Origin of the sequence: Rahnella sp. PAMC25617 (assembly GCF_050606005.1) — a bacterium.
Taxonomy (GTDB): domain Bacteria; phylum Pseudomonadota; class Gammaproteobacteria; order Enterobacterales; family Enterobacteriaceae; genus Rahnella; species Rahnella variigena.
Window position 1 is genome coordinate 252,104 of sequence record NZ_JBOCUM010000017.1, and the last position, 20,809, is coordinate 272,912.

The following is a 20,809-nucleotide window of genomic DNA, read 5'->3' on the forward strand; positions in this document are numbered from 1 at the left end:
CAGTGCCGCCGGAAGTTTTACTGTTCCGATTTCGGCGATAAAAAACCAATCACCTTGCCCGCCATGGCAATCAGGTCGGGCAGATGCAGGCTTTTACAGTCCTGAGTGGTCAGGTTCGGGGCGGTAATGCGCGGCAGGATCACGGTCAGCGCGTCAACGTCGGCATTCGCCAGCGCCGCCAGGCCAATCCCGCGCAGGTGTCCCGCGTTCGGTTTGATGATTTCAATCTGAGCGATCAGGGTGTCGCCGCGTTTGATCGGTTCTTCCAGGATAACGATGTTTTCATTCTGTTCTGACATAGCGGTGTCTCTTATTCAAAGTTGAGGTTTTGCGCCGGAGTCCGGCGCCGGTTACGGATTACAGGCCGATGTTTTTGCGGTGCTCCGCCACGCGGTCAACGCCGCCGACGATTTCCACCATGTTCACGGTATCGACTTCAATCACGTCTTTGCCGTCAATCGTGAGTTTGAAATAGGTGCATTGCGTGGTGATTTTGGTTTCGGTGTCTTCGCCCTGTTTGTACTCGCCGAAATCCATTTCTTTATGCCGTCCGCGCAAGGTGACTTCCACGGCGGAGGTGTCGCCGGTGTCGTCACGCTGGAAGGAACCGGCAAAGCGCAGCGGCACGGCATCCACCGCGCCCCACTGTTTCAGCACCAGTTCATCCAGCCCGCCCACCGTCCACTCGAAGGTCAGCGCGTCGTCGTCCAGGCCAAAATCAATCGAGGCCGAACCGGTCATGCCGCCGCCGCGATAGTTCTCAAGCTTGCGGGTGAGTTTTGGCAGCGTCAGCGCGCTGACCATGCCGAGGTAGCTGTTCCCGTCGTTAAACAGGTTCAGGTATTTCAGTTTCTTAGGCAGTGCCATGTTTTAGCGCCTCTTAGCTGTTAACGGACGTGGCGAACGTCGCCAGGTACTGATCGGTGATGCGCTGACGCAGGGTTAAATCTTCCAGCGGCGGCACCGGCGTATAGTCGTAATCAATGAACAGCTTGCCCGCTTTCAGGGTTTCGACGGTGTTGGCTTCGGGGTCATACCAGCAGTTGCCATCAATGATCAGACCGGCGGTTTTCATTTCGCGCAGCTTGGCGTTAATGCCCGCAATCATGTCTTTGATAAGCGTCGGCGTTACAGGCTTGTCTGATGCCCACATATGCCCTTCGGCGATGGTGTCCGCCAGCACCTGCGCGGTGCGGGTATAGTTCTCAAACAGGAACAGCGGATCGTCAGAGCAGGTGCGCTGCCCCCAAAACTTGAAGCCGTCTTTGCGGATAAGCGTGGTCACGCACGCCTGATTCAGCAGGTCGGCATCGGTGCCGGTGGTCTGCAAATCCCAGTACACGCTGGCAGACAGGCCGGTGACGCCGTTGATACCGACGTTAGAAAGCGTTTTATGCCAGCCGGTTTCTGCGTCGATTTTGGCACGCAGGCCGAGCGCGTAAGCGGTGGCAGGCGCGATGTCGCTGGCGTTGGTAGTGGTGTTCCAGGACACGAAATCAGGCCAGATAACCATCAGTTCACGCTGGCTGAAATTGTCGCGGTACTTGATGGCATCGGACACGGTTTTACATCCCCAGGCGCTGACGTAGCCAAAGGCGCGCAGCTGCTGACAGACGGCGGCGAGCGCGGTAGCGACTTCCTGATTATCAAGCCCTGGCACGCCGAGAATGCGCGGCTTTACGCCGAGTTCCGTTTGCGCGGAAAGCAGGGCTTTCATGCCGGTATACATGCCGGTTTCGTCCGAACCGCCGATGATGTTTGAGGTGGTTTGCGCGTCGGTTTCGCCCTCTGCGACGCGAACAACGACGACAACCGGTTTAGCCTGGTTGGCGATTGCCATCAGGGAGGCGCGGAGCGTGCCGGTTTTACCGGCCTTGCCTGCGGCGGTCAGTACGTTGGTGATAAGCACCGGCGTATCGAGCGGGAACGCGTCGGCATCCGCATCTTCTGCGGTGCAGACCATCCCGATGATGGCGGTGGAAACGGTGGAAATAACGCGGGTGCCGTCATTGATTTCAACAACGCGCACACCGTGATGATAATCAGCCATGGTGTTTTTTCCTGTGATTGGGGTGAGGTCAATCATCGCGTGTTGGGGACAATCAGGCACGGCGGGCGGGATGTGTGGGGAATGGCACAACGTGGGGGAGACAGAGACAAAAAAGCCCCTTTCGGGGCAGTGTTCGTTCTGAGATGTGTATCAGTCAGGCGCTTTCCAGCCCCAATTTTTCAGCCAGCCGGTGAATCGCGCTGACTGTCATGACGTCCTCAGCCGCTTGTGAAAAGGCTGACCAGTTCGCCGTCAGAAAGCCCGCAATAATTTCCGCTTCCTCTTTGTTTAATTCCATTTCATCCTCCTGAATAGTCTGCGGTTATCGTTGGGCATTTGCGGACAGCTATCAAATAGTTACTACAGATCAATTATCCGTCATTGATCGTTTTCAGCGATCAATCCAATGCAGGGTATTAACTGGCAGGCTTAAACCGGCGTGCCAGGCCACGCGATATCAGGCACTGCCGAGGTATCCAGGCGGTTCAGCACAACGCGGTATTTTTTCCAGGCGAGGAGCTGCGTCTTTTCTTCTTCGGATGCCATGTCTAAATCAACCGCATCCTGCAAGGTGTCGATTTGCAAAACCGCCTGACTCATCAGTTCTTTTTTCTGTAACTCTGCGTCCTGGGTTTGTTGCAGCAACTCTGCCGCCTCATCTTTTACCCAGGCTTCACCGTCCCAGCGGTCAAAACGGCTGGCAGGTGCTAAACGGGTCGAATTGGCGGGCAGCGCGCCCAGCTCATTCACCACGACAGGCAGCCCGTTATCAGTGCTGTAAACAGTCTGCCCGCGAAAATCCTCCACAATCACCCAGGCATCATTTTTGAAAATGGCGACCGTTCCGCTTTGGGTCTTAGGCGGTTTGATGTCGGTGCAGCGGGCAGGCAGGCCGGTATTGGGCGCAATCATCGCATCACTCTGACCGATGTATTCACCGGTCAGGGCGGCAAAGTCATACACTTTCACGGTTTGAATTTTGTCTGAGTATTTGAACATTATGCGAGTCTCACTAAGTAGTTAAAGGCGGTGTTTTTCACCGTGTTTTCTGTGTTGCCGGTGGCATTCACGGTGATGGTGTGACCGTGCGCCCCAATCGCCACGGTGTGGTTATGTGGACCAATATCTAAGGTGTGATTATGTGCGCCGATATAGACAGTGTGCGCATGGTTGCCATCTGTGGTGGTCACGGCCTGAGCAGCCTGGTTACTCCCGCCTTTTGCCCAGGCAGCATTTCCTGCGGCAGCGTCACGCAGGCCATAGAGCACCGCGCCGTCCTGGTTTTGAGGAATTCGGATCCCGTCGCCGTGATTGTGGTTTCCCTGCCCGTCCGTGCCTTTGTTACCGTAATCAAAGGTTGATGTGGTTCGGGTACCATAATCGACGGTGCTGACCGTTTTCGTGCCCAGGTCGGTACTGGAGGCAGACGCCCCGTGCGTATGCGATTTGATGCCGTCCTGTTCCTGGGAAAGCACGGCGCGCCCGCTCGCCGGTTTGCCTTTGATGGTCTGCCCGCGCATATCAGGAATGACGCCGGACGGATACGCGATAGCCAGCGACGGATACGTTGTCTTGTTAAACGTCTGCCCGACCATCAGGGCAAAACCGGCGGGTACGGTGTCAGAAGGCCAGGGAACCGGCATTCCCACCAGCACGTCACCCACGGCTAACGCGCCAAGATTAGCCCGCGCCTCAGCGGCATTCTTTGCACCGGTGCCACCACTGGAAACAGGCAGCGCCGTGTTTAATGTCAGCCCACCCACCACCGTCATGGCACTGGCAAAAGTGGCATCTTTAACGACCTTCATGGTGTCATTGATGGTCAGTGGCGAATCAATGGAAACCGCCGACGTGAAGATGTTAGCAGTGTCCCTGTTATATCCCAGATACAACGTCCCGCCGGTGCCTGAACCTGCATCCTTCAGACTGGCTGACAAGGTGACATTGCCGTTGTTATGGTCGCGCAGAATGACGGCATCGTTACGCCCGCGGATCACTGAATTCGCGTTAGTAGAGGAAAGGGTAATACCTGATTCAGGCCGCAACACGCCGTTTGCGATTTGTACGCTGTCGGTCTGTCCGTCGCAGACGATGCGGGCTTTAATGGTGCCGTTTTCATCCCTGGCATCCATGCGCATCACGCCTTCGCCTGCCGGATAAATGGCAGCGGACAGGCCACCCAGCGCACGCCCAGCGTGCGGATCTGTATCGGTCAGCGTATTCGGCAAACGGAAATACATATTCCCCATTGAGGTCAGCGCAGAGGGAAGATTTGCGGCGGACACCTTGCCGACGCGGCTGGTGAAGGACATGTAAGCTTCATAGTCATTCGGTCTCATGATACCGACGCGATAATTAGCCTGGATCGAACTGGCGACCTCCAGGTTAGCAGCCATTTTAACGCTGGACGCAATGTCGGTAAGTTTGCTGAGGCCGGTAATATCCGCGTTCTCACCCGATCGGGCGACGCCCAGCCGCGTTAAATCCGTCAGCGTCATGCTGCCGCTGTCCAGAATCTTCCGCCAGCCGAACGGATAACCGCTGTCACTGAGGAACCATTTCCAGCCACCCGCCGCAGTGTATGAACCGATGCGCTCAAAAATCTGTCCGTCGTTATTAATCAGGCGCTGATAGGCCGCCGCACCCGCCGCCCAGTAGCGCCGCCAGTTGTGCAACTGACCGGCAACGACATAGGTCGCACCCAGAGGATGGTCTTCAAACGTGGCAGAAATACTGATGGGATTGGTGACGTCAATAATGGACGGGTCATCCAGACGCTTAACCTTCGTCGTGTCCGTTGCCAGCATCAGATTGCTCATTGCCCCCACGTCCGCCGCCGCCAAAGTGATATCAGCACTTAGCGCTTTGTTATTTACTTTGCGGGTGGAAGGGACGCGGGTGTTGGCATTGTCATTGGCGGTCTTTACCGCCTTTGGCGTCGCCGCCAGCGATTCGCTGGTACTGCTGACCGAGCTGTTAAGCTGGACAAAACCTTTTGCCGTCAGCGTGCCGTCGGGATGGTTACGGGATTTTTCATGCGCCGCCAGCAGGTCATTCACATACTGCTCAGTCGCCATAATCACCGAGTCGTCGATCAGCAGGCTGATAGCTTCGGTGTTACTGACGGCAATCACCATGCGTAAAGTTTGTGTGCGGCCTGAACCTTCCGCCAAAGTCGGCTTGTACGTGTCCGCCATGTTGCAGACGGCAATCAGCGCGCCGTCGTCAGCAAACAGCCCCATTTCACGCATCCAGAAACCGCCGACGCTGGCAGACAGCACCGCTTCGGCAATCACCCAGTTGCCATGAGTCGGATCCAGCTTTAAGGAATTGAGCGGCGTGCGGTACACCTCTTTAACCAGTTTGGTCTGCGTGGCGACGGGTGTGGTCGCCTTGCCGTTGCCGTCACCGACGGCAAGCTGCGTAATGTTGATGTCAGTCCCCGCTGCAATGGCTGCCGCAATGCGCGACTGCCCGAGCGTGGTGACAACGGATTTAAATGTGCTCATAACGTCCTCTTATGCAGGGTAAACGGTCAGCAGTTCGCCAAGGTATTGCGCCGCGCCAATGTAAACATCGCCTTTAATGTCCTGGGTGATGGTCAGGCCGATTAGATGGCGGCTGGCAGGCTTGGCGTCAGCAATCAGCCTTTCCATTTCTAAATACATTTCTTCGGTGATACCGGTTTCCAGCACGCCGATGTCCAGGCGAAACGTGCCTGGCTCGTCATCCGTTTCCCACCACTCTGTCACGTTAATCAGGTAGCCGAGCGGCTCCACTACGCGCCGGATGGCACCGATGGTTCCTTTGTGGCAGTGAATGAACCAGGCCGACTGAATGACGCGGCGCTTGGTGGCGACAGGCCAGTTTTCGTCCCAGCGGTCAACCGACAGCGCCCACGCAAGGTAAGGCAAAAACTTTGCCGGACAGGTCAGCGGATCCCAAAGCTGCCGCAGCGGCACCGGCACGTTTTCAAGCTCCGCGCAGGCATCGGCGGCGGCGACTTCCAGCGCGGAGGAACCGACGGGCAGCAGGCGATCACTCATCGTAACCGCCCACTTTCAGGGTGTACGCGGTGCAGAATGACGCCTGCGTTTTATCCAGCTCGATGTCAGCGGCGGGGCTTTTCAGCTCCACCCGTTGCACGCCTTCAACGTGCAGCGCGGCATAAATGGCGGACAGCCGGATGTCGCGGCCTAACCGGTGCTGCGCGGTGGTGTAGGCAATCAGTTTTGCTTCGGCGGCTTCGCGGATAGGTTCGGCTTCCGGACCTGGGAACAAATACAGCACGGCGTCAATGGTGTAACTGACCACGGTGGCAGACTGGACGGTCACGCGGTCAGCCACGGGGCGCACGTTTTCATCATTGAGCGCGGCCTGAACCACCGCCAGCAGGTCAGCCGGGGCGGTGCCGTTGCCGGTCTGTGCCAGCACGGAAATCGTCACGCAGGCAGGCGAGGGACTTACCACCGAAATATCCGCCACCCGCCCGTCAGCCGAGCGCCCGTGATACTCATAGGAACCGACCGGACCGGCTACGCTCAGCCCTTCAAACGCCTGCTGCGCACGGATACGCAAATCAGCATCGCTTTCCATGACTGCCGCCACGGCGGGCACGCTGACCGTATCCGCAGGCGTGATCGTCAGGCGTTCCACGCTGAACGTGGCGGCGATATTGTCCAGATCAGTGCCGGTGGCATAAGCCAGCATCACAGCCTGCGCCGCCTCGTTCACCCGCTGACGCAGGATCACTTCGCGGTAGGCGTTCTCCTCCAGCAGCTTCACAATGGGTTCAGACTCCAGGGTCAGCGTACGGGCGATGGCGACCTGCTGGCCTTCGGGGTACAGCGAGACCAGCGTGGTTTTGCGCTCCGCCAGGAGGGTTTCGTAATCCAGTACCTCCACCACGTCGGGGGCGGGTAACTGGCTCAGGTCGATAGTTGCCATAATTCAGCTCACTGGTAAGGTTAAGGAAATGGCGGCGGACGTGTCTTTGCGGATGCCAGTGATATCCACCACGCCTTTCCCGTCGAACGTCGTTTCAAAGGTGATGCCGGTCAGGCTGACGCGTGGCTCCCACTTGAGGATCGCGCTGTAACAGGCCGCCATGATTTGCAGGCGCAGCGCCGCATTCTGCGGGCGGTCAGTCAGCTCAGACAGCAATGAACCATAGTCACGGCGCATGACGCGGGAACCGACGGGCGTGCGCAGAATGTCGCTGACCGACTGCTGAATGTGTGCCAGGTCTTCGACGCTGCGCCCCGTATCGCGAGCCAGCCCGATGTATTTCGCGTTAGTCATGACGGCACCTGCGTTTGACCGCCGCCCGTCTGGACGCCGCCGTGTTTATGGGTATGAACAACGACGCCGTTTGACGTGATGCTGCCACCCGAGTGGGTGAGATTGCCGGTCATAGTGCCGCCCTTTTTAATCTCGATAGTGCCGGTGGTGAGCTTGTTGGTGCAGACCACCTCCGGCGTGTCGAGAGTGATGCGGGTTGTCGCCCTGCAGGTGATCAACGGAGCAGTAACCGCCACCTTATCGGCAGCGTTCACCGTGGCGGACTTGATGCCAGTTGCGAGCAGCGCGCCGGTCTTCGGCTCGTACTCGATCACTGCACCGTCAGGGAAAGTGACGTGCACGGCATCCGCCGAGGCAGACGGGGCGGGGAATTCATCAGAGAAAACGCCGGGCATCACAAAGGCAGTGTCCAGCTCGCCGCCCAGGCAGAACAGCAGAACTTGTTCACCGGCGGACGGTGCCCACCAGGAACGGGAGCGCCCTGCGCGGGAGGTCAGCCAGTGCAGCCAGTCGGTGACGTTGCCGCCGGTGTTCACGCGACAGGTGCCCGCAACTAAATCCACCTCGGCAACGGTGCCAATGCGGATCAGATTGCGAAGCAGGCGCGGAATGTCGTGTTTCGGAATGGATGTATTCATGGATAAAAGAATGCCGCCCTGTCAGGCGGCATACAATTTGAGGCGGGTTGATGGCTGGTGGCACAACGTGGAGAACACTGGCAGAGGAGTATTAGCTCAGATTTGATCTGACAGTCTGGTTTGAGCGAGAAGCGGAAGTCTCTGGTATGCTTAATAACAATTCTAACAGATATACTCGGATAACTTTTTTTGAAATTTACTTGTAAAGAATCATTAAATAATGCCGATAATGAAGATTAACCTATAAAAAAGGAATATGTAATTTATGCTAAGTTTAGAAGAAATGCGCAGAATGTTAAGAAAACAATGCGCTACATCAGCTGGCGAGGATGGTGAAAAATATGCCATTAAATGGCTGGAAAATTCAAATTGGAAATTTGAATGTGTTGATCAGGGAATAGGAACCTTATCTGAAAGTTTGAAAACTTATGGGGGGAAACGTCCCGACTTTATTGTTGAAGCTGATGATGCAACAGTCATCCTTTTAGATGCAAAGTATCATTCAACGGAAGATTGCACTTCATTTACACTTACCGACTGTGAAATAGGAAAGTATCGTGCGCTCGATAAATATTTAAAAGATCAGAATAGTGATCATACTTTCGAAGTGGTATTTATGGTGTTTCCAAAAGAAAAAGATGGTAGAAGTTTTACATTCGTGAGTCTGGATGAGTTCGATAAAGGAGAGTGTACAACTCTAGCATCAAAAGATGCAACAAAAGTAAGTCTTCTTAATCGAGATTACTTATGGTTTGATAATTAATTTAAAAATTGAAACGCGCTGTTTTTTAATTCCGGATTTTCACTATGCTTTAATATATCAACTGTTTGAATCTAACTATAATTAATCAATTTATGCAGGTTCTACCTTGCCTGAGTACTTATTGTTAGCAAGACTGCGGCTATGGATGTCCATTTTAGGTGAAGCGGAGTTGTGAAATTTTCAACATAATTATCGGGGAAATGAACTTCGTATAGAGTATGCTATTATGAATGAGTTATTATAGAGCGGATTGGTTTAGTAATGAAAAGGGGTTCTTACTGAAATGAAAATTAATAAACTTGGAGATAAAATGTTAAATCAGTACTTTTTAGATGAAAGTGGAAATACTGGGGACTTGGTTAAACTCCCACCAGATTTGAACTTTGCCAGCCAACCTTTTTTTGCATTATCTTGTGTTGGGGTAGTTGATTGCGATGATCTTGAAGAATATATTAAATCATTAAAAAACAAACATAAGATCCAAGGAGAAGAATTAAAGTCTAAGAATTTATATAAATCAAAACCAAAATTTATCTATGATTTATTTGATTACATTGCAATAAATAAACTACCTTTCTATGTTGAAGTTGTCGATAAAAAATATTGCATTGCTGTCTCAATTGTCAGTCATCAGGTCTGCCCTCCATATTTTCAACAATTTGATTCCGAAATTAATGCTCAGGGATTTCGTAACGAACTCACTGAATACTTGTCAGAAAATCTACCGCTAGATTGTTATAAATCTTTTTTTGAGGCATGCATATACAAATCCGAAGCCTCTTTACTAGCGTCAATGAAAAAGTTGAGAAACTATTTCAAAAGTAGAGAATTCACTTTTCAGTATAAAGCTGAAGCTATGCGTTGCTTGCAATCGACCATTCGATTTTATCACTCTAACAAGTCATCAGATCATGATTTGATAAAAAATCTTATTCCTATACCTGACATTAATAAAAAAGGTAATGAAATACACTTGCTGCCTCATGTACATTCGTGGTTCAACCTAATGGGAAAAGTAAACAGGCACCATGACGGTGACATATCAGATGTGACATTTTTTCATGATAAACAAGATCACTTTGATGATATTTTGATTTTTTGCTCTGAGCAATTAAAAAACTCAAGCGTAAAAAACCCATTCGATGTAACAACGGATTTTAATATAAAAACGAACTTAGATATAAAATTCCCCGACTCTAAGAAATCAGCAGGGATTCAGCTCGCAGATGTACTAGCAGGGTATATTTCACGTTATGTTATGGAGTATATTTACGATGAGTCATTGAAAGTTGATTTATATCATGATATTTTTTCTAAATTGATAGCTTGTTATGGTTCCGGTAATAACTTTGGGGTTAACTTTGTTCTGCCAATCAACAGGAGGAATAAAGTATTTAAAAAATTCGGTTTATAAATAGCTAGTGGGTAGTTGCATTATGAATTATTCTATACTTTTCATTTTGATAATTTACTACGCAAGTTGTTTTTCACGCTTTTAAATAATCATGTCCGCTACTGGCACAGAGCCGGCTGTCAAACCAGGTTTAGCTTTGTGCCTCCGTTATTTCAGATGAAGTCTGAGCTAATATGCACTAGCAATTCATCTTCCACAATCTTCATGTCTTCGGCGTCCATTCCCAAAAGCGGGCGCGCCGGATACCGCATTTCTTTCGCACGTACGGACGGACGATCCCGCAGCCCGTACTGATGCACTTTCGCCATGCGCTGCACCTGTCCGGTGAATTCCACCACGGCGTCATCAGCGGTGCCTTTGGCCTTCATGTATTTAGCCGTGCGCAATCGTACAAACATCTCCCGCTTAATACGGCCTTTCTTTGCCCGCAAAGGCTGCGGACGTCGCGGGGTGAACGGCTGCCCCTCCGGCGTGACCTGCTGTTTAATGCGCTGCTGCTGATGTTTGCGCAGACGCTTCGCAATGGTCGCCGCCATCGCCTTCCGGCTTTGCGGTGACAGCGCGGCAATCAATCCCGCCAGGCGGGTATCAAACGCTGACAGCTCACTCATTCCACTGACTCACTAACTCGCCGTGCAGATACAGTTCACGCGGCCTTTCTACCGGCTCCGGCAGCGGCGGTTCCGGAAAATGCTCCACATACAGACCGGCATCAATCTGTTTCACAATCACGCGCTCGGTGAGCTGCACATCAATAGCGATATCGTAGGCACCATCATCCAGCATATCGGCCTTGAATTTAAAGCCGGTCTGCTGCTTTTCCGGTGTCGCCATTATGTCCGGCTGGTTCTCACGCAGCCACGCCAGGATGGGCACAATAATCAGATCGCAGTCCTGGGCAAAGTTGGTGATCAGCAGTTCTGTCTGATACTGGTATTCAAACGACAGCGAACTGGCTAACGTGGAAACGATGCGGCCATTATCCACAAACATCCGCAGGGTGTCGGGGCTGGTTTGCAGCACCGGCACCGCGTCAGTTAAGGCTTTTCGCAGTTGGGCGGGTTTTAACACGGTGTTCCTCCTGGCATTGTTTGACCGCTTCCACCTGGAGGCCGCAGGCGGTCAGCGCGGCCTCCAGGTTTCTGACGTCACTGCTTAAATCGCCGTTAGTGGCCGGTGCGCTTGCCGGTATCGGGCAGCTCGTTACCGCCGGACAGCCAACGTAAATAATCTGCGGCGCTGGCAAAGGCGGGACGTTCGTGCATCCGGCTAATGCCGTCAGGCAGACGAGCGCCGTACCAGTCACGCATTTCCTGATTTTCATTGAGTAACCTTTGAATGTGGTATTCACGATCCCGCGCCAACTGACCCGCCTGTGAGAGTTGGGTGCGCAGGCTTTGTTCCTGGCGTTCCCGCGTCACGGCCTCATCGCTCAGGCGGTTAATGGCGTTGTCTCGGCTTTCAATACCGGCGGACAGCGTGCCGATAATGCGCTGTGCCTGGTCTGCTTCATCATGTAGGCCACCGATGCGCCAGGTTTGCAGCCCGGCCAGGGCAAGCGCCGCCAGCAGTAACAAAATTAAAATGCGCATCAGACACCCCGCAGGCAGTAGGCCAGCTCATTCGCGCGGCGGCGTTCCAGGCCGGTGACGCGCTCGCCGTTCACAAACACCCAGCGCGGCAACTGTTCGCAGGCTTTTCGCCATTCACCCTTGTTGATGAAAAATGCCAGCGTGGACTTGCAGGCCGCCGTCACGCCGACGTTAAAGGCAAACGACACCACGGCGTCATATACGGGCTGCGGCATGGTAACCGGCATACATCGGGCAATGCCTTTCTCCACCCGCATCACGTCTTCCACCAGGTTAACGGCGACCTGACGTTCGCTGATTTGCGTTTGCGGCTTCACGCCTGCGGTGTGCCCGATGCCGTTTGTCCAGACGCCCGCGCTGCATTGATAGGCGGACAGACGGCAGCCTTCAAAATCGGCAATCAGTGCCAGACCGGCGGCGGACGTTGTCAACGTTGGCGTTTGCGGCAGCAGCGCGGCAATCGCAAGTACAGCGGCGACGGCGCAGCGTCTAACGATTGATGGCTGCATTAATGTCCCCTCTGATGCCCATCTTTTTCAGCAGGCGGTAAGTTTTGCGCCGGTAGTACCAGTTCACCAGGAAGGTCGCGACGCCGACGGCGGCACCGACCAGAAAAGCGATATCCTGCGGTGACATCGCGCCTAGCCATGCAAGAAAGGCCGCGACGGAGTAACAGATAAACGAGGTGATGCGCTCCATGGTCATCAGTCCCAAAGTGAGACGGTTTCACTGACTGCGGGCAGGCTTATGTCCGGCAGTTCCACCGCGTAGCCATGGGGCAAGATTGCCCCCTCTGCGGCTAACCCAACGTTAGCCGCGTAAACCTGCTCCATCACCGACTCGGTGCGCCCGTAGTACCGCCAGCAAAGCGAATCTACGGTGTCGCCCTGTTCGGCAGTGACTTTCATCAGAGCAGCCCGATGATGCAGTGAGACACACCGGCGACGTCGCTGATCGCGTTGCGTCCGTCACGCCATAAATCATCCACCGTGCTTTCCACAATTTCGGCCTTTTGGCTGCCCCTATCGGTGGTGTCGTTATTCGGGTAACGCTCCGCCAGAAACGCGGCGGCAATAGACGCCACGGCGCGCTGATAGGCGCAGACCTTCACGCTTTCATCATCAATCTGATCGGCAGGGACATCAGCCAGGCATTTAAAGCCCTGGGCAATCTGCGCATCACGAAAGCTGAACAGCTCGGCATTCACTTCGGTCATGGCAAACTTTGCGGCGGTGCGCAGACGTTTCACCGTAACGGTGCCCTCCAGTCGCAGCGTGTCGCGCAGCTCAACCGGATCCACATCAGGCCAAAAGTGGGTATTTTTAATCGCGGGTTCCGTCGCGGCGTCCGGTTTCGGTGCAGGTACAACAAGGGACATAATGACCTCTGAATGGGGGGCGGTGGACGCCAGCGTTGAACGAGGTCAAAGACCCGTCGCGGCTGGCGTGCCGCCCTGCGCGGGGCGCATGCTTTTTAGCTGCCGGATGCCTTTTTAATGGCGGATTCCAGGCGTTCAATGTCTTTTTTTACGCCTGATTTGCCGTCGAGAATGAGGGCACTTTTCAGACGCTCCAGGGCTAACGTGTCCTTGCCGCCGTCGCGGTAGAGATAGCCGATAATTTTGTGCAACTGGGCACGGACTTTATCGGGCATATCCTCACCGTCAGTCAGTTCCAGCACTTCCAGCATCAGCTCAATGCTGACCGGTTCACCGGCGGTGCGGGCACGTACAGCCTGGTCGATCACTTCCTCAGTGAAGGCACAGCCCGCCGTGCGGGTGCCGAACGGCATCGCAAGCCTGTGTTTAAAGGCGTAACGGGCAATGTTCAGCGCACCGGCAATATCACCGGCGTCAATACGCCAGATCATGACGGTCATCAGGATGGCATCCTGTGCGCCGTTCCCTTCGGCGAGCACGCCCGACACCCACGGGCCGTATTCAGGGAGCAATTGACGTTTCAGTTCCGCTTTCGCCTGGAAGGACTGAAGTTTATGCAGCGCCTGCTTATCCGCATTCAGCTTTTGCATTTGCAGTTCGTAGCCGGTGGCATGAGTCAGCTGACCGGCGGCCTGCTGTGCGGCGATGATGGCTGACTGTCGCAACATGTGACGACGGCAAGGGCTAATCATGATGTCCCTCTTTATTCTGCTGATTCAGGTGCGGTGGTTTTGAAGGTGCCGAGCTGGATGTTTTCGACCAGGCAACCGCCGCGGTAATCTTCCACCACGAAATCCTCATTAATGGATTCGTAGTTTTCGATACGGTCACGCTTTGGCACTTCTTCAATGTGACGGCGATGCGTGCCGTCCTGCCAGTAGATGGACAAGTTATCCAGGCGGGTGATAAAGAACGCATTGGCAGGGAAGCCAGGCACGCGCACCGCCGGTAAGTTACCGATGCGCTTCTGGCTGATAATCATATCCGCCGCCAGGCTTTCGGTGTTCTCCTGCGCCTTGTTCACCAGCGGGAAATATTTGTCTGCCAGCAGCTGACGACCGCAGATCACCACCAGACCGGTGTCATCCTGATAAATCGGGTCAACCATGTTGTTGGTGGCATCCATCACCAGCGCGTCCAGGTTCTCAAAGTCACCCCCGGCACCGACGCGGACGGTCGCAGAAATCACGGAACCATCGTCACCCTGGATTTTGCTCATCACGCGCTCCGGCGCATTGTTGCGGTACTTTTGCAGCCAGCCCACGTTCACGTCCTGCAACAGCGGGTATTTAGCGCGGTCTGACGTTGCCGCACGCTCAACGCCGTTAAAGCCGATAGTGATGCGATCCAAAGCCTGGCGTTTCACGATGGCGTCACGTAAACGCGCCTGGAAATCCTGATAGCGCGCCCAGAGATCCAGCGTGGCGTAACGGAAATGGAAATCGTAGTTCGTCTGGCGGCACTCATAACCCTCAGCGGTCAGGGTATTAAAATCAGCCGTCTGGCGTTCACCGGTGCCGCTGGTATCTGCGGTGCTTGCAATCGAACCGGACACGCCGACGCCGACCTTTTCACCCTTCATTTCGTCCACCGGAATGATGTTAATCATCTGGAGGAAGGCGGAAGATTCCTGTACTCGGGTCATCAGTGTCTGCGTCACCGACGGCTCCACGCTGAATTTTTTATCCAGGTCGCCGGTGTCCACCGCGTTCAGTTCGGCAATACGGGACAGGTAGGCGTTAAATTGAAAACGGGTGGTTTGTTTCATGCGTTTTTTTCCAAAATGGTTAACGGGTTAATCGGTATTTTGTGCTTAGCAGTCGGTGATATCCGCCGCATTCCCTTTACCGCCGCCGCTGGAAACGGGGCGCTGCGTGTAGTTCTGCGGCGCGGATTTCTCCAGCTTGCCTTTCAGCGTGCTGAACTGTTCGCGGTCTCCTTTCACGGTTTGTTCCAGCGCGTTCAGGCGTTCCGTCACGGTGGTTTCCAGCGTGGACAGCTTTTCATCGCTGAGTTTCAGGCCGGTTTCGACGTGTTCCACCACCACTTCCACGGCGTCGTGGACGTCTTTGAAACGGGCATCATCCGAGGCGGACTTACTGGACAGCAGTTGCTTCACGCGGGAGAACAGCGACGGGGCAGCCGGTTTATCTTCTTCAAACTCGAACGCCGTTTCTTCGGCGACGGTGAACAGGTTTCCAGCATCCTGTTTGCGGCTCGCCAGCGGGTTCTGCTGCGCCTTTGCGCTGAATTGCAGGTACTCGGTGCCGAGGCTGGCGGGGCTGTCGGTCACGGCCAGGCCAATCAGATAGGCTTTGCCGGTGTCGGAAAAAGATGGGTTCACTTCGATGGAGGTGTAAACCTTCTGACGGGCTTTCACCAGCGACACTAAATCAGGCGTCGGATCGATGTCGGCATACAGTGCCAGCTTGCCTTTCAGCGCGCCGTCGGCAATTTCTTCGGCATAAACGCCGGTCACATCGCCGTACATGCGGAACGGGCTATCAGGGTAATAACCTTTGATGTGCTCCATGTTGATGCGCGCGCCGTAGACCTTCGGGTCATAGGTCGCGGCCATCTGTTCGATCCAGTCGCGGGTAATTTCGCGGCCGTCGGTGGTTGCCCCTTCGGTACAGATACGAAAGCGCTTTGTTGCTTTTGCCATTTGTCGGACTCCAGTCGGTGTGTACTTCTGAGAACCCCAAGTTTCCAGACACACGTCCGACACCGCCAGCCGAGGCGGGTTGATGCTTGATGGCACAACGTGGACAGCAGGAAAATCAGCAGGCTGCTCGTTAACGTGGCAGTCATGAAAATGACCAACTCAACTATCATCAGCGACCCACGGCGACAGGCGGCACTGCTTTACTGGCAGGGTTTTTCTGTCCGCCAGATTGCGGAGACGCTGACCCAAAAATTACCGACGGTGCAGAGCTGGAAGACCCGCGACGCCTGGGAGAACGTCGCGCCGATTTCCCGCGTGGAATCCAGCCTGGAAGCACGCCTGATCCAGCTCACGGCCAAAGACGTGAAAGGGAACGCGGATTACAAGGAAATGGAGGCGTTAGGCCGGTTGATGGAACGCCTGGCAAGGGTGAGCCGCTACGGTCAGAGCGGAAACGAGGTGGATTTAAATCCGAACGTTGCTAACCGGAACAAAGGGGAACGCAAGAAGCCGACCAGGAACTTTTTCAGCGACGAAGCGCTGGAAAAACTGGAAGGTATTTTCCTCGCCCAGTGCTTCCAGTATCAGCGCGTCTGGTACAACGCGGGGCTTAAACACCGCATCCGCGACATCCTGAAATCCCGCCAGATTGGCGCCACGTTCTTCTTTGCACGGGAGGCGTTATTGCGCGCCCTGGCAACCGGCCACAACCAGATTTTTCTCTCAGCCAGTAAAACCCAGGCTTACGTGTTCCGTGAGTACATCATTCAGTTTGCCCGCCAGGTCGATGTCGAGCTGACCGGCGACCCGATTGTGATCGGCAACAACGGCGCAAAGCTGATTTTCTTAGGCACCAACTCCAACACGGCACAAAGCCATAACGGCGACCTGTACGTGGACGAAATCTTTTGGATCCCCAACTTCCAAAAGCTGCGCAAGGTCGCCAGCGGCATGGCGTCGCAGGAACATCTGCGCACCACCTATTTCTCCACCCCGTCAGCGCTGACGCACGGGGCTTACCCATTCTGGTCAGGTGAACTGTTCAACAAGGGACGGGAAGATCGCAACGACAGGATTGAGCTGGATATCAGCCATCACGCCCTGGCGAAAGGCCAGCTTTGCGGAGACGGGCAGTGGCGGCAAATCGTCACCATTGAGGACGCGTTAGCCGGTGGCTGCAACCTGTTCAACATCGACACGCTGAAACAGGAGAACAGCAGCGAGGATTTCCGCAACCTGTTCATGTGTGAGTTTGTTGACGATCAGGCGTCCGTGTTCCCGTTTGCCGAGCTGCAACGCTGCATGGTGGAAAGCGCGGAGGAATGGCAGGATTTCAGCCCGTTCGCCGTGCGTCCGTTTGGCTATCGCGCCGTCTGGATTGGTTACGACCCGTCGCACACCGGCGACAGCGCGGGCTGCGCTGTCGTGGCTCCGCCGCTGGTGGACGGTGGCAAATTCCGCGTGTTGGAACGCCACCAGTGGAAAGGCATGGACTTTGCCGCCCAGGCGAAAAGCATTGAGGAACTCACAAAACGCTACTGCGTGGAATACATCGGCGTGGATGCCACCGGCATCGGCCAGGGCGTTTTCCAGCTTGTCCGGCAGTTCTTCCCCGCCGCGATGGAAATCCGCTACAGCCCCGAAACCAAAACGAAAATGGTTCTGAAAGCCAAAGACACCATCACGTCCGGGCGGCTGGAGTACGACACCAACCACAAAGACATCACGTCGTCATTCATGGCGATCCGCAAAACCATGACCGCCAGCGGCAGCCGTTCCACCTACGAGGCCAGCCGCAGCGAGGAAGCCAGCCACGCAGATGTCGCCTGGGCAATTATGCACGCCCTGCTTAACGAACCGCTGACCGCCGCGAACGGCGGCCAAAGCCCTAACATTCTGGAGTTTTATTAATTATGAGTAAGCGCAAATTCCGCAAGGCGGCACAGACAGCAGTCACAGCAACGGCGCAGCATTCCGGCGGCGCGGAGGCGTTCAGCTTTGGTGACCCGACGCCGGTTTTAGACCGCCGCGAAATTCTGGATTACATCGAATGCACGGGGAACGGTCAGTGGTATGAGCCGCCGGTCAGCTTTGACGGACTGGCTCGCACGCTGCGGGCAGCAGTGCATCACAGTTCGTCGCTGTACGTTAAGCGCAATATTCTGGCTTCCACGTTTGTCCCCCATGCGCTGCTATCACAGCAGGAGTTCAGCCGGTTCGCCCTGGATTACTTGGTATTCGGGAATGCGTTCTTAGAAGTGATCCGCAACCAGCTCGGCGACGCCGTGGTGATGAAAACGGTGCCTGCTAAATATGCGCGGCGCGGCGTGGAGCCAGATACCTACTGGTTTGTGCAGCAGTGGAAAGATGCCCATCAGTTCGAAACCGGCAGCGTTTTTCATCTGATTGAGCCGGATATTAATCAGGAGCTGTACGGCCTGCCGGAATATCTCAGCGCCCTGAATTCAGCCTGGCTGAATGAGGCCGCCACGCTGTTCCGCCGCAAGTATTATCAGAACGGCGCGCACGCCGGATATATCCTGTACATGACCGACGCGGCACAAAGCAGCTCGGACATCGATCAGATGCGTAAAGCGATGCGGGACACAAAAGGGCTGGGCAACTTCCGGAATCTTTTCATGTACGCACCCAACGGCAAGCCGGACGGGATTAAGATTCTGCCGCTGAGTGAAGTCGCGACGAAAGACGATTTCTTCAATATCAAGAAAGCCAGTCAGAACGATTTGCTGTGCGCGCACCGCGTTCCACCGCAGATGATGGGGATTATTCCGGAGAACAGTGGCGGGTTCGGCGATTCAGTCAAGGCGTCGCAAGTATTTGTCCGGAACGAACTGACGCCGTTGCAGGAGCGGTTCAAGGAGTTAAATGCGTGGTTTGGGGAGGAGGTCATCAGGTTTACTGCTTATGAGCTTACCCAGGAGTAAGACTGCAAAGTACCAGAATATGAGGTTTTAACTATTTGCCACGTCTAAGCTATTTTAACCCAAAAAAGAGATGAAGATATTGTACAACACAAAGCTAAGAGCGTTGTCGGGATTGAATGTCGACAACGCTCTTAGCTTTTGAGTTAAGAATGATAAGCATCGAATTAGCTGTTGATGTGATAGGTCTATTTAACCTTCATCAGCATTATTAATTGGCTCATCCTTTAAAAAGTCCTCTAATGTTACGGGTTTACTTTCATCCCTTTCCAAATATTCGTTGAATCTATCTTGAAAAAGTTCATCTCTATATCTCACTATGCCTGGGCCCATACGTCCTATATCAGTGATAGCCTCAAATATTACTTGCCTGACGTCAACAGTCAACGTTATAAAACTATTCCAATCGATATTAACACGATTTAAAAACTCTTGACCAAATCGCAATTCATAGAAGGTTCCGTCAGACTTCAGTAATGCAGATCTTCCAAAAGAATTTCTGGCATCAGGTATTTCTCTAACTGACACAATATCAGCTGAAGTGAGAAGTTCCTCAAATCCAATATTGCTTTCTGTTACAACACTAAAATTTGGAAATTTAATTCCCGAAAGAAAATCAGCGAGCCGTCTGTATTTAATCACACCACGTGCAACCTCTCTATTCTGAGCATTACCTATAGTTGAAATCATTGCTGTTTTCAGATCTTCAATTTGTTCAGTTATAGAGAATAATTTTCTGGTTTCAACCTGTTGTTCTCTCTGTTCTCTAAGAAGTCTCTGGAAGAGTGAGCCCCACTGTTTTTTAAGATGATTTTCAATATCTTCAATTTTACCGAATGGAATAATGCTATTTCCTTTATTTCTGTGCGAAAGGAAACTTATGAATTCGAAGATATATTTAGCCGTTTCTGGTTTATCAATAGAAGGGAATTTAATCTTATCAACTAAATCTTTATTTTTTAGATAAACATAATGATCGTGCATAACTTTTTCATCGACGAAGGCAAATACTGGTACAGCTGAGTCTATAGCTTTTAATACCTCTAATTGAGTTATGGAAAGTTTTTCTGGATCATTCAAAACTGTCACATCAAAACTTGAGTTGAGGAGGTTTTCTAAATCTACATTAGACAATGCTTCCGGTATTGCTCTCCCGCCAAAACGAGAGCCAATCAGAACTATTACGATATCAGTGTTTGGCACTTCTTGAATGCAGCTTGTATGAGTATGAGCCCTAGGATCATAAAGTATGTCAGAGTACTCACTTAAGATTGGGTCGTAGCCTATCCTCAAAAGAAATGAGCGAAGCTGCTCCCTCGCCATGCCTAGGTCGTAACAAGTTGAGGATACAAAAACTTTAGGACTTGGCACATTTTCTCCTTAGAAATTTAACCGTGACATAAGGTACCTCGCCGATAAGTTCGGCGCAGTTTCGCCTTTTCCCCAGATTTTACTCGTTTTAAATTAATGAATATTTACCTGATTTTCAATAAGTTTCATGTGAGATATCAATAAAACTTTGTCAATCCATATTGAAAATACGAAAACTTTTATTAGACCTATCGATTTACAACCACAAAATTTTAGATTGCTGATAGAGTCGCGCGTTGCTATAAAACTCTGCCCATAGCCATCACATACAGCTTCAGAATGTTCCCTCCCAGAATTCCAAATACAAACAGCACCGATCCATTTCTTCCTAATCTTTCAGCCGAAGCCAACTAAGTGCTTTCTGCTATATGCTGAGCCCCTTCATAGAAACGGCATCAAAACATTTCACGAAAGTTACATGTGTGGCGGCCAGACTGGACCTAGCCGCGCGCAATGTTACCCGCCTGCCCGCTTTTGACTTGGATCACTGTTTTTAATGCATGAATCAGGTCATCTGGAAGCCCTGCCATAGGGATGAATGGGTGTTTTTTACTTCTTTCGATAGCATGCAAAAAAATGCATGTGATATATGCAAGCCTTGCTAGGGGGAGGGTGGTAGAGAATTTTAGGTTCCT

General features: G+C 53.0%; 26 protein-coding genes. 4 read left to right on the plus strand and 22 right to left on the minus strand.

All coding sequences use genetic code 11. The features are described from left to right. Positions 1–17 precede the first annotated feature (17 nt). The 10 genes from ACM615_RS20285 to ACM615_RS20330 form a co-directional block, all read right to left on the minus strand. Positions 18–299 (minus strand): phage tail assembly protein, encoded by a 282-nt coding sequence (locus ACM615_RS20285; RefSeq protein ID WP_431012410.1) that lies wholly within the window; start codon positions 297–299, stop codon positions 18–20. A 58-nt stretch (positions 300–357) separates the two neighbouring features. Then, a complete protein-coding gene (locus tag ACM615_RS20290) occupies positions 358–867 on the minus strand; it encodes a phage major tail tube protein (RefSeq protein ID WP_113876562.1) in 510 nt (169 codons plus the stop codon). Positions 868–880: 13 nt separating this feature from the next. After that, on the minus strand, positions 881–2,050 hold the full coding sequence (locus ACM615_RS20295) for a phage tail sheath protein (RefSeq protein WP_431012411.1): 1,170 nt from the start codon (positions 2,048–2,050) through the stop codon (positions 881–883). Positions 2,051–2,204: 154 nt separating this feature from the next. Continuing rightward, positions 2,205–2,348: a hypothetical protein gene (locus ACM615_RS20300; protein ID WP_431012412.1), complete on the minus strand. Its 144-nt coding sequence runs from the start codon at positions 2,346–2,348 to the stop codon at positions 2,205–2,207. A 131-nt stretch (positions 2,349–2,479) separates the two neighbouring features. Further along, positions 2,480–3,049, minus strand: a complete 570-nt coding sequence (locus tag ACM615_RS20305; protein WP_431012413.1) for a tail fiber assembly protein — start codon at positions 3,047–3,049, stop codon at positions 2,480–2,482. After that, complete coding sequence (locus tag ACM615_RS20310; protein ID WP_431012414.1) at positions 3,049–5,559, minus strand: phage tail protein; 2,511 nt, start codon at positions 5,557–5,559, stop codon at positions 3,049–3,051. The genes ACM615_RS20305 and ACM615_RS20310 overlap by 1 nt, the downstream gene beginning before the upstream one ends. A 9-nt stretch (positions 5,560–5,568) precedes the next feature. Beyond that, positions 5,569–6,096 carry a phage tail protein I gene (locus ACM615_RS20315; protein ID WP_431012415.1) on the minus strand — a complete coding sequence of 176 codons (528 nt, stop codon included), beginning with the start codon at positions 6,094–6,096 and terminating at the stop codon, positions 5,569–5,571. After that, positions 6,089–6,997, minus strand: a complete 909-nt coding sequence (locus ACM615_RS20320; protein WP_431012416.1) for a baseplate assembly protein — start codon at positions 6,995–6,997, stop codon at positions 6,089–6,091. The genes ACM615_RS20315 and ACM615_RS20320 overlap by 8 nt, the downstream gene beginning before the upstream one ends. Before the next feature lie 3 nt (positions 6,998–7,000). After that, a complete protein-coding gene (locus ACM615_RS20325; RefSeq protein ID WP_120164115.1) occupies positions 7,001–7,351 on the minus strand; it encodes a GPW/gp25 family protein in 351 nt (116 codons plus the stop codon). Then, the gene (locus tag ACM615_RS20330) at positions 7,348–7,989 is read right to left on the minus strand and encodes a phage baseplate assembly protein V (RefSeq protein ID WP_431012417.1); all 642 of its coding nucleotides are present in this window, start codon (positions 7,987–7,989) and stop codon (positions 7,348–7,350) included. Before ACM615_RS20330 ends, ACM615_RS20325 begins: the two co-directional genes overlap by 4 nt. A 265-nt stretch (positions 7,990–8,254) precedes the next feature. On the opposite strand from ACM615_RS20330, the gene ACM615_RS20335 reads away from it, so the two are divergent. Together ACM615_RS20335 and ACM615_RS20340 are read left to right on the plus strand one after the other, a co-directional pair. Then, entirely contained in the window at positions 8,255–8,752 is a 498-nt protein-coding gene (locus ACM615_RS20335) for a hypothetical protein (protein WP_431012418.1), read from the plus strand. 283 nt (positions 8,753–9,035) lie between these two features. Continuing rightward, positions 9,036–10,166 carry a DUF3800 domain-containing protein gene (locus tag ACM615_RS20340; RefSeq protein WP_431012419.1) on the plus strand — a complete coding sequence of 377 codons (1,131 nt, stop codon included), beginning with the start codon at positions 9,036–9,038 and terminating at the stop codon, positions 10,164–10,166. Between the two features lie 152 nt (positions 10,167–10,318). Here ACM615_RS20340 and ACM615_RS20345 read toward each other — a convergent pair whose 3' ends face one another. From ACM615_RS20345 to ACM615_RS20395, 11 genes are all read right to left on the minus strand, one after another. Further along, positions 10,319–10,777 (minus strand): phage virion morphogenesis protein, encoded by a 459-nt coding sequence (locus ACM615_RS20345; protein WP_431012420.1) that lies wholly within the window; start codon positions 10,775–10,777, stop codon positions 10,319–10,321. Then, a complete protein-coding gene (locus ACM615_RS20350; protein WP_431012421.1) occupies positions 10,770–11,237 on the minus strand; it encodes a phage tail protein in 468 nt (155 codons plus the stop codon). Before ACM615_RS20350 ends, ACM615_RS20345 begins: the two co-directional genes overlap by 8 nt. Next, complete coding sequence (gene lysC, locus ACM615_RS20355) at positions 11,200–11,448, minus strand: Rz1-like lysis system protein LysC (protein ID WP_431012472.1); 249 nt, start codon at positions 11,446–11,448, stop codon at positions 11,200–11,202. The genes ACM615_RS20350 and lysC overlap by 38 nt, the downstream gene beginning before the upstream one ends. Next, a complete protein-coding gene (gene lysB, locus ACM615_RS20360; RefSeq protein ID WP_431012422.1) occupies positions 11,333–11,758 on the minus strand; it encodes an Rz-like lysis system protein LysB in 426 nt (141 codons plus the stop codon). The genes lysC and lysB overlap by 116 nt, the downstream gene beginning before the upstream one ends. Further along, a complete protein-coding gene (locus tag ACM615_RS20365; RefSeq protein ID WP_431012423.1) occupies positions 11,758–12,267 on the minus strand; it encodes a lysozyme in 510 nt (169 codons plus the stop codon). Before ACM615_RS20365 ends, lysB begins: the two co-directional genes overlap by 1 nt. Then, positions 12,248–12,457, minus strand: coding sequence for a phage holin (locus tag ACM615_RS20370; protein WP_431012473.1), 210 nt, complete (start codon positions 12,455–12,457; stop codon positions 12,248–12,250). Before ACM615_RS20370 ends, ACM615_RS20365 begins: the two co-directional genes overlap by 20 nt. Before the next feature lie 5 nt (positions 12,458–12,462). Continuing rightward, on the minus strand, positions 12,463–12,666 hold the full coding sequence (locus tag ACM615_RS20375) for a tail protein X (protein ID WP_112150960.1): 204 nt from the start codon (positions 12,664–12,666) through the stop codon (positions 12,463–12,465). Continuing rightward, a complete protein-coding gene (locus ACM615_RS20380) occupies positions 12,666–13,136 on the minus strand; it encodes a head completion/stabilization protein (RefSeq protein WP_431012424.1) in 471 nt (156 codons plus the stop codon). The genes ACM615_RS20375 and ACM615_RS20380 overlap by 1 nt, the downstream gene beginning before the upstream one ends. A gap of 95 nt (positions 13,137–13,231) precedes the next feature. Continuing rightward, a complete protein-coding gene (gpM, locus tag ACM615_RS20385) occupies positions 13,232–13,888 on the minus strand; it encodes a phage terminase small subunit (RefSeq protein WP_431012425.1) in 657 nt (218 codons plus the stop codon). An 11-nt stretch (positions 13,889–13,899) separates the two neighbouring features. Then, a complete protein-coding gene (locus ACM615_RS20390; RefSeq protein ID WP_431012426.1) occupies positions 13,900–14,964 on the minus strand; it encodes a phage major capsid protein, P2 family in 1,065 nt (354 codons plus the stop codon). 45 nt (positions 14,965–15,009) lie between these two features. After that, positions 15,010–15,861, minus strand: coding sequence for a GPO family capsid scaffolding protein (locus ACM615_RS20395; RefSeq protein ID WP_431012427.1), 852 nt, complete (start codon positions 15,859–15,861; stop codon positions 15,010–15,012). Positions 15,862–16,005: 144 nt separating this feature from the next. Here ACM615_RS20395 and ACM615_RS20400 point away from each other — a divergent pair, with 144 nt between their 5' ends. Both ACM615_RS20400 and ACM615_RS20405 read left to right on the plus strand, forming a co-directional pair. Beyond that, a complete protein-coding gene (locus ACM615_RS20400) occupies positions 16,006–17,772 on the plus strand; it encodes a terminase ATPase subunit family protein (protein WP_431012474.1) in 1,767 nt (588 codons plus the stop codon). Between the two features lie 2 nt (positions 17,773–17,774). After that, on the plus strand, positions 17,775–18,806 hold the full coding sequence (locus ACM615_RS20405) for a phage portal protein (RefSeq protein ID WP_431012428.1): 1,032 nt from the start codon (positions 17,775–17,777) through the stop codon (positions 18,804–18,806). Between the two features lie 189 nt (positions 18,807–18,995). Here ACM615_RS20405 and ACM615_RS20410 read toward each other — a convergent pair whose 3' ends face one another. Then, positions 18,996–20,174, minus strand: coding sequence for a DUF4062 domain-containing protein (locus tag ACM615_RS20410; RefSeq protein ID WP_431012429.1), 1,179 nt, complete (start codon positions 20,172–20,174; stop codon positions 18,996–18,998). Positions 20,175–20,809: the final 635 nt, after the last annotated feature.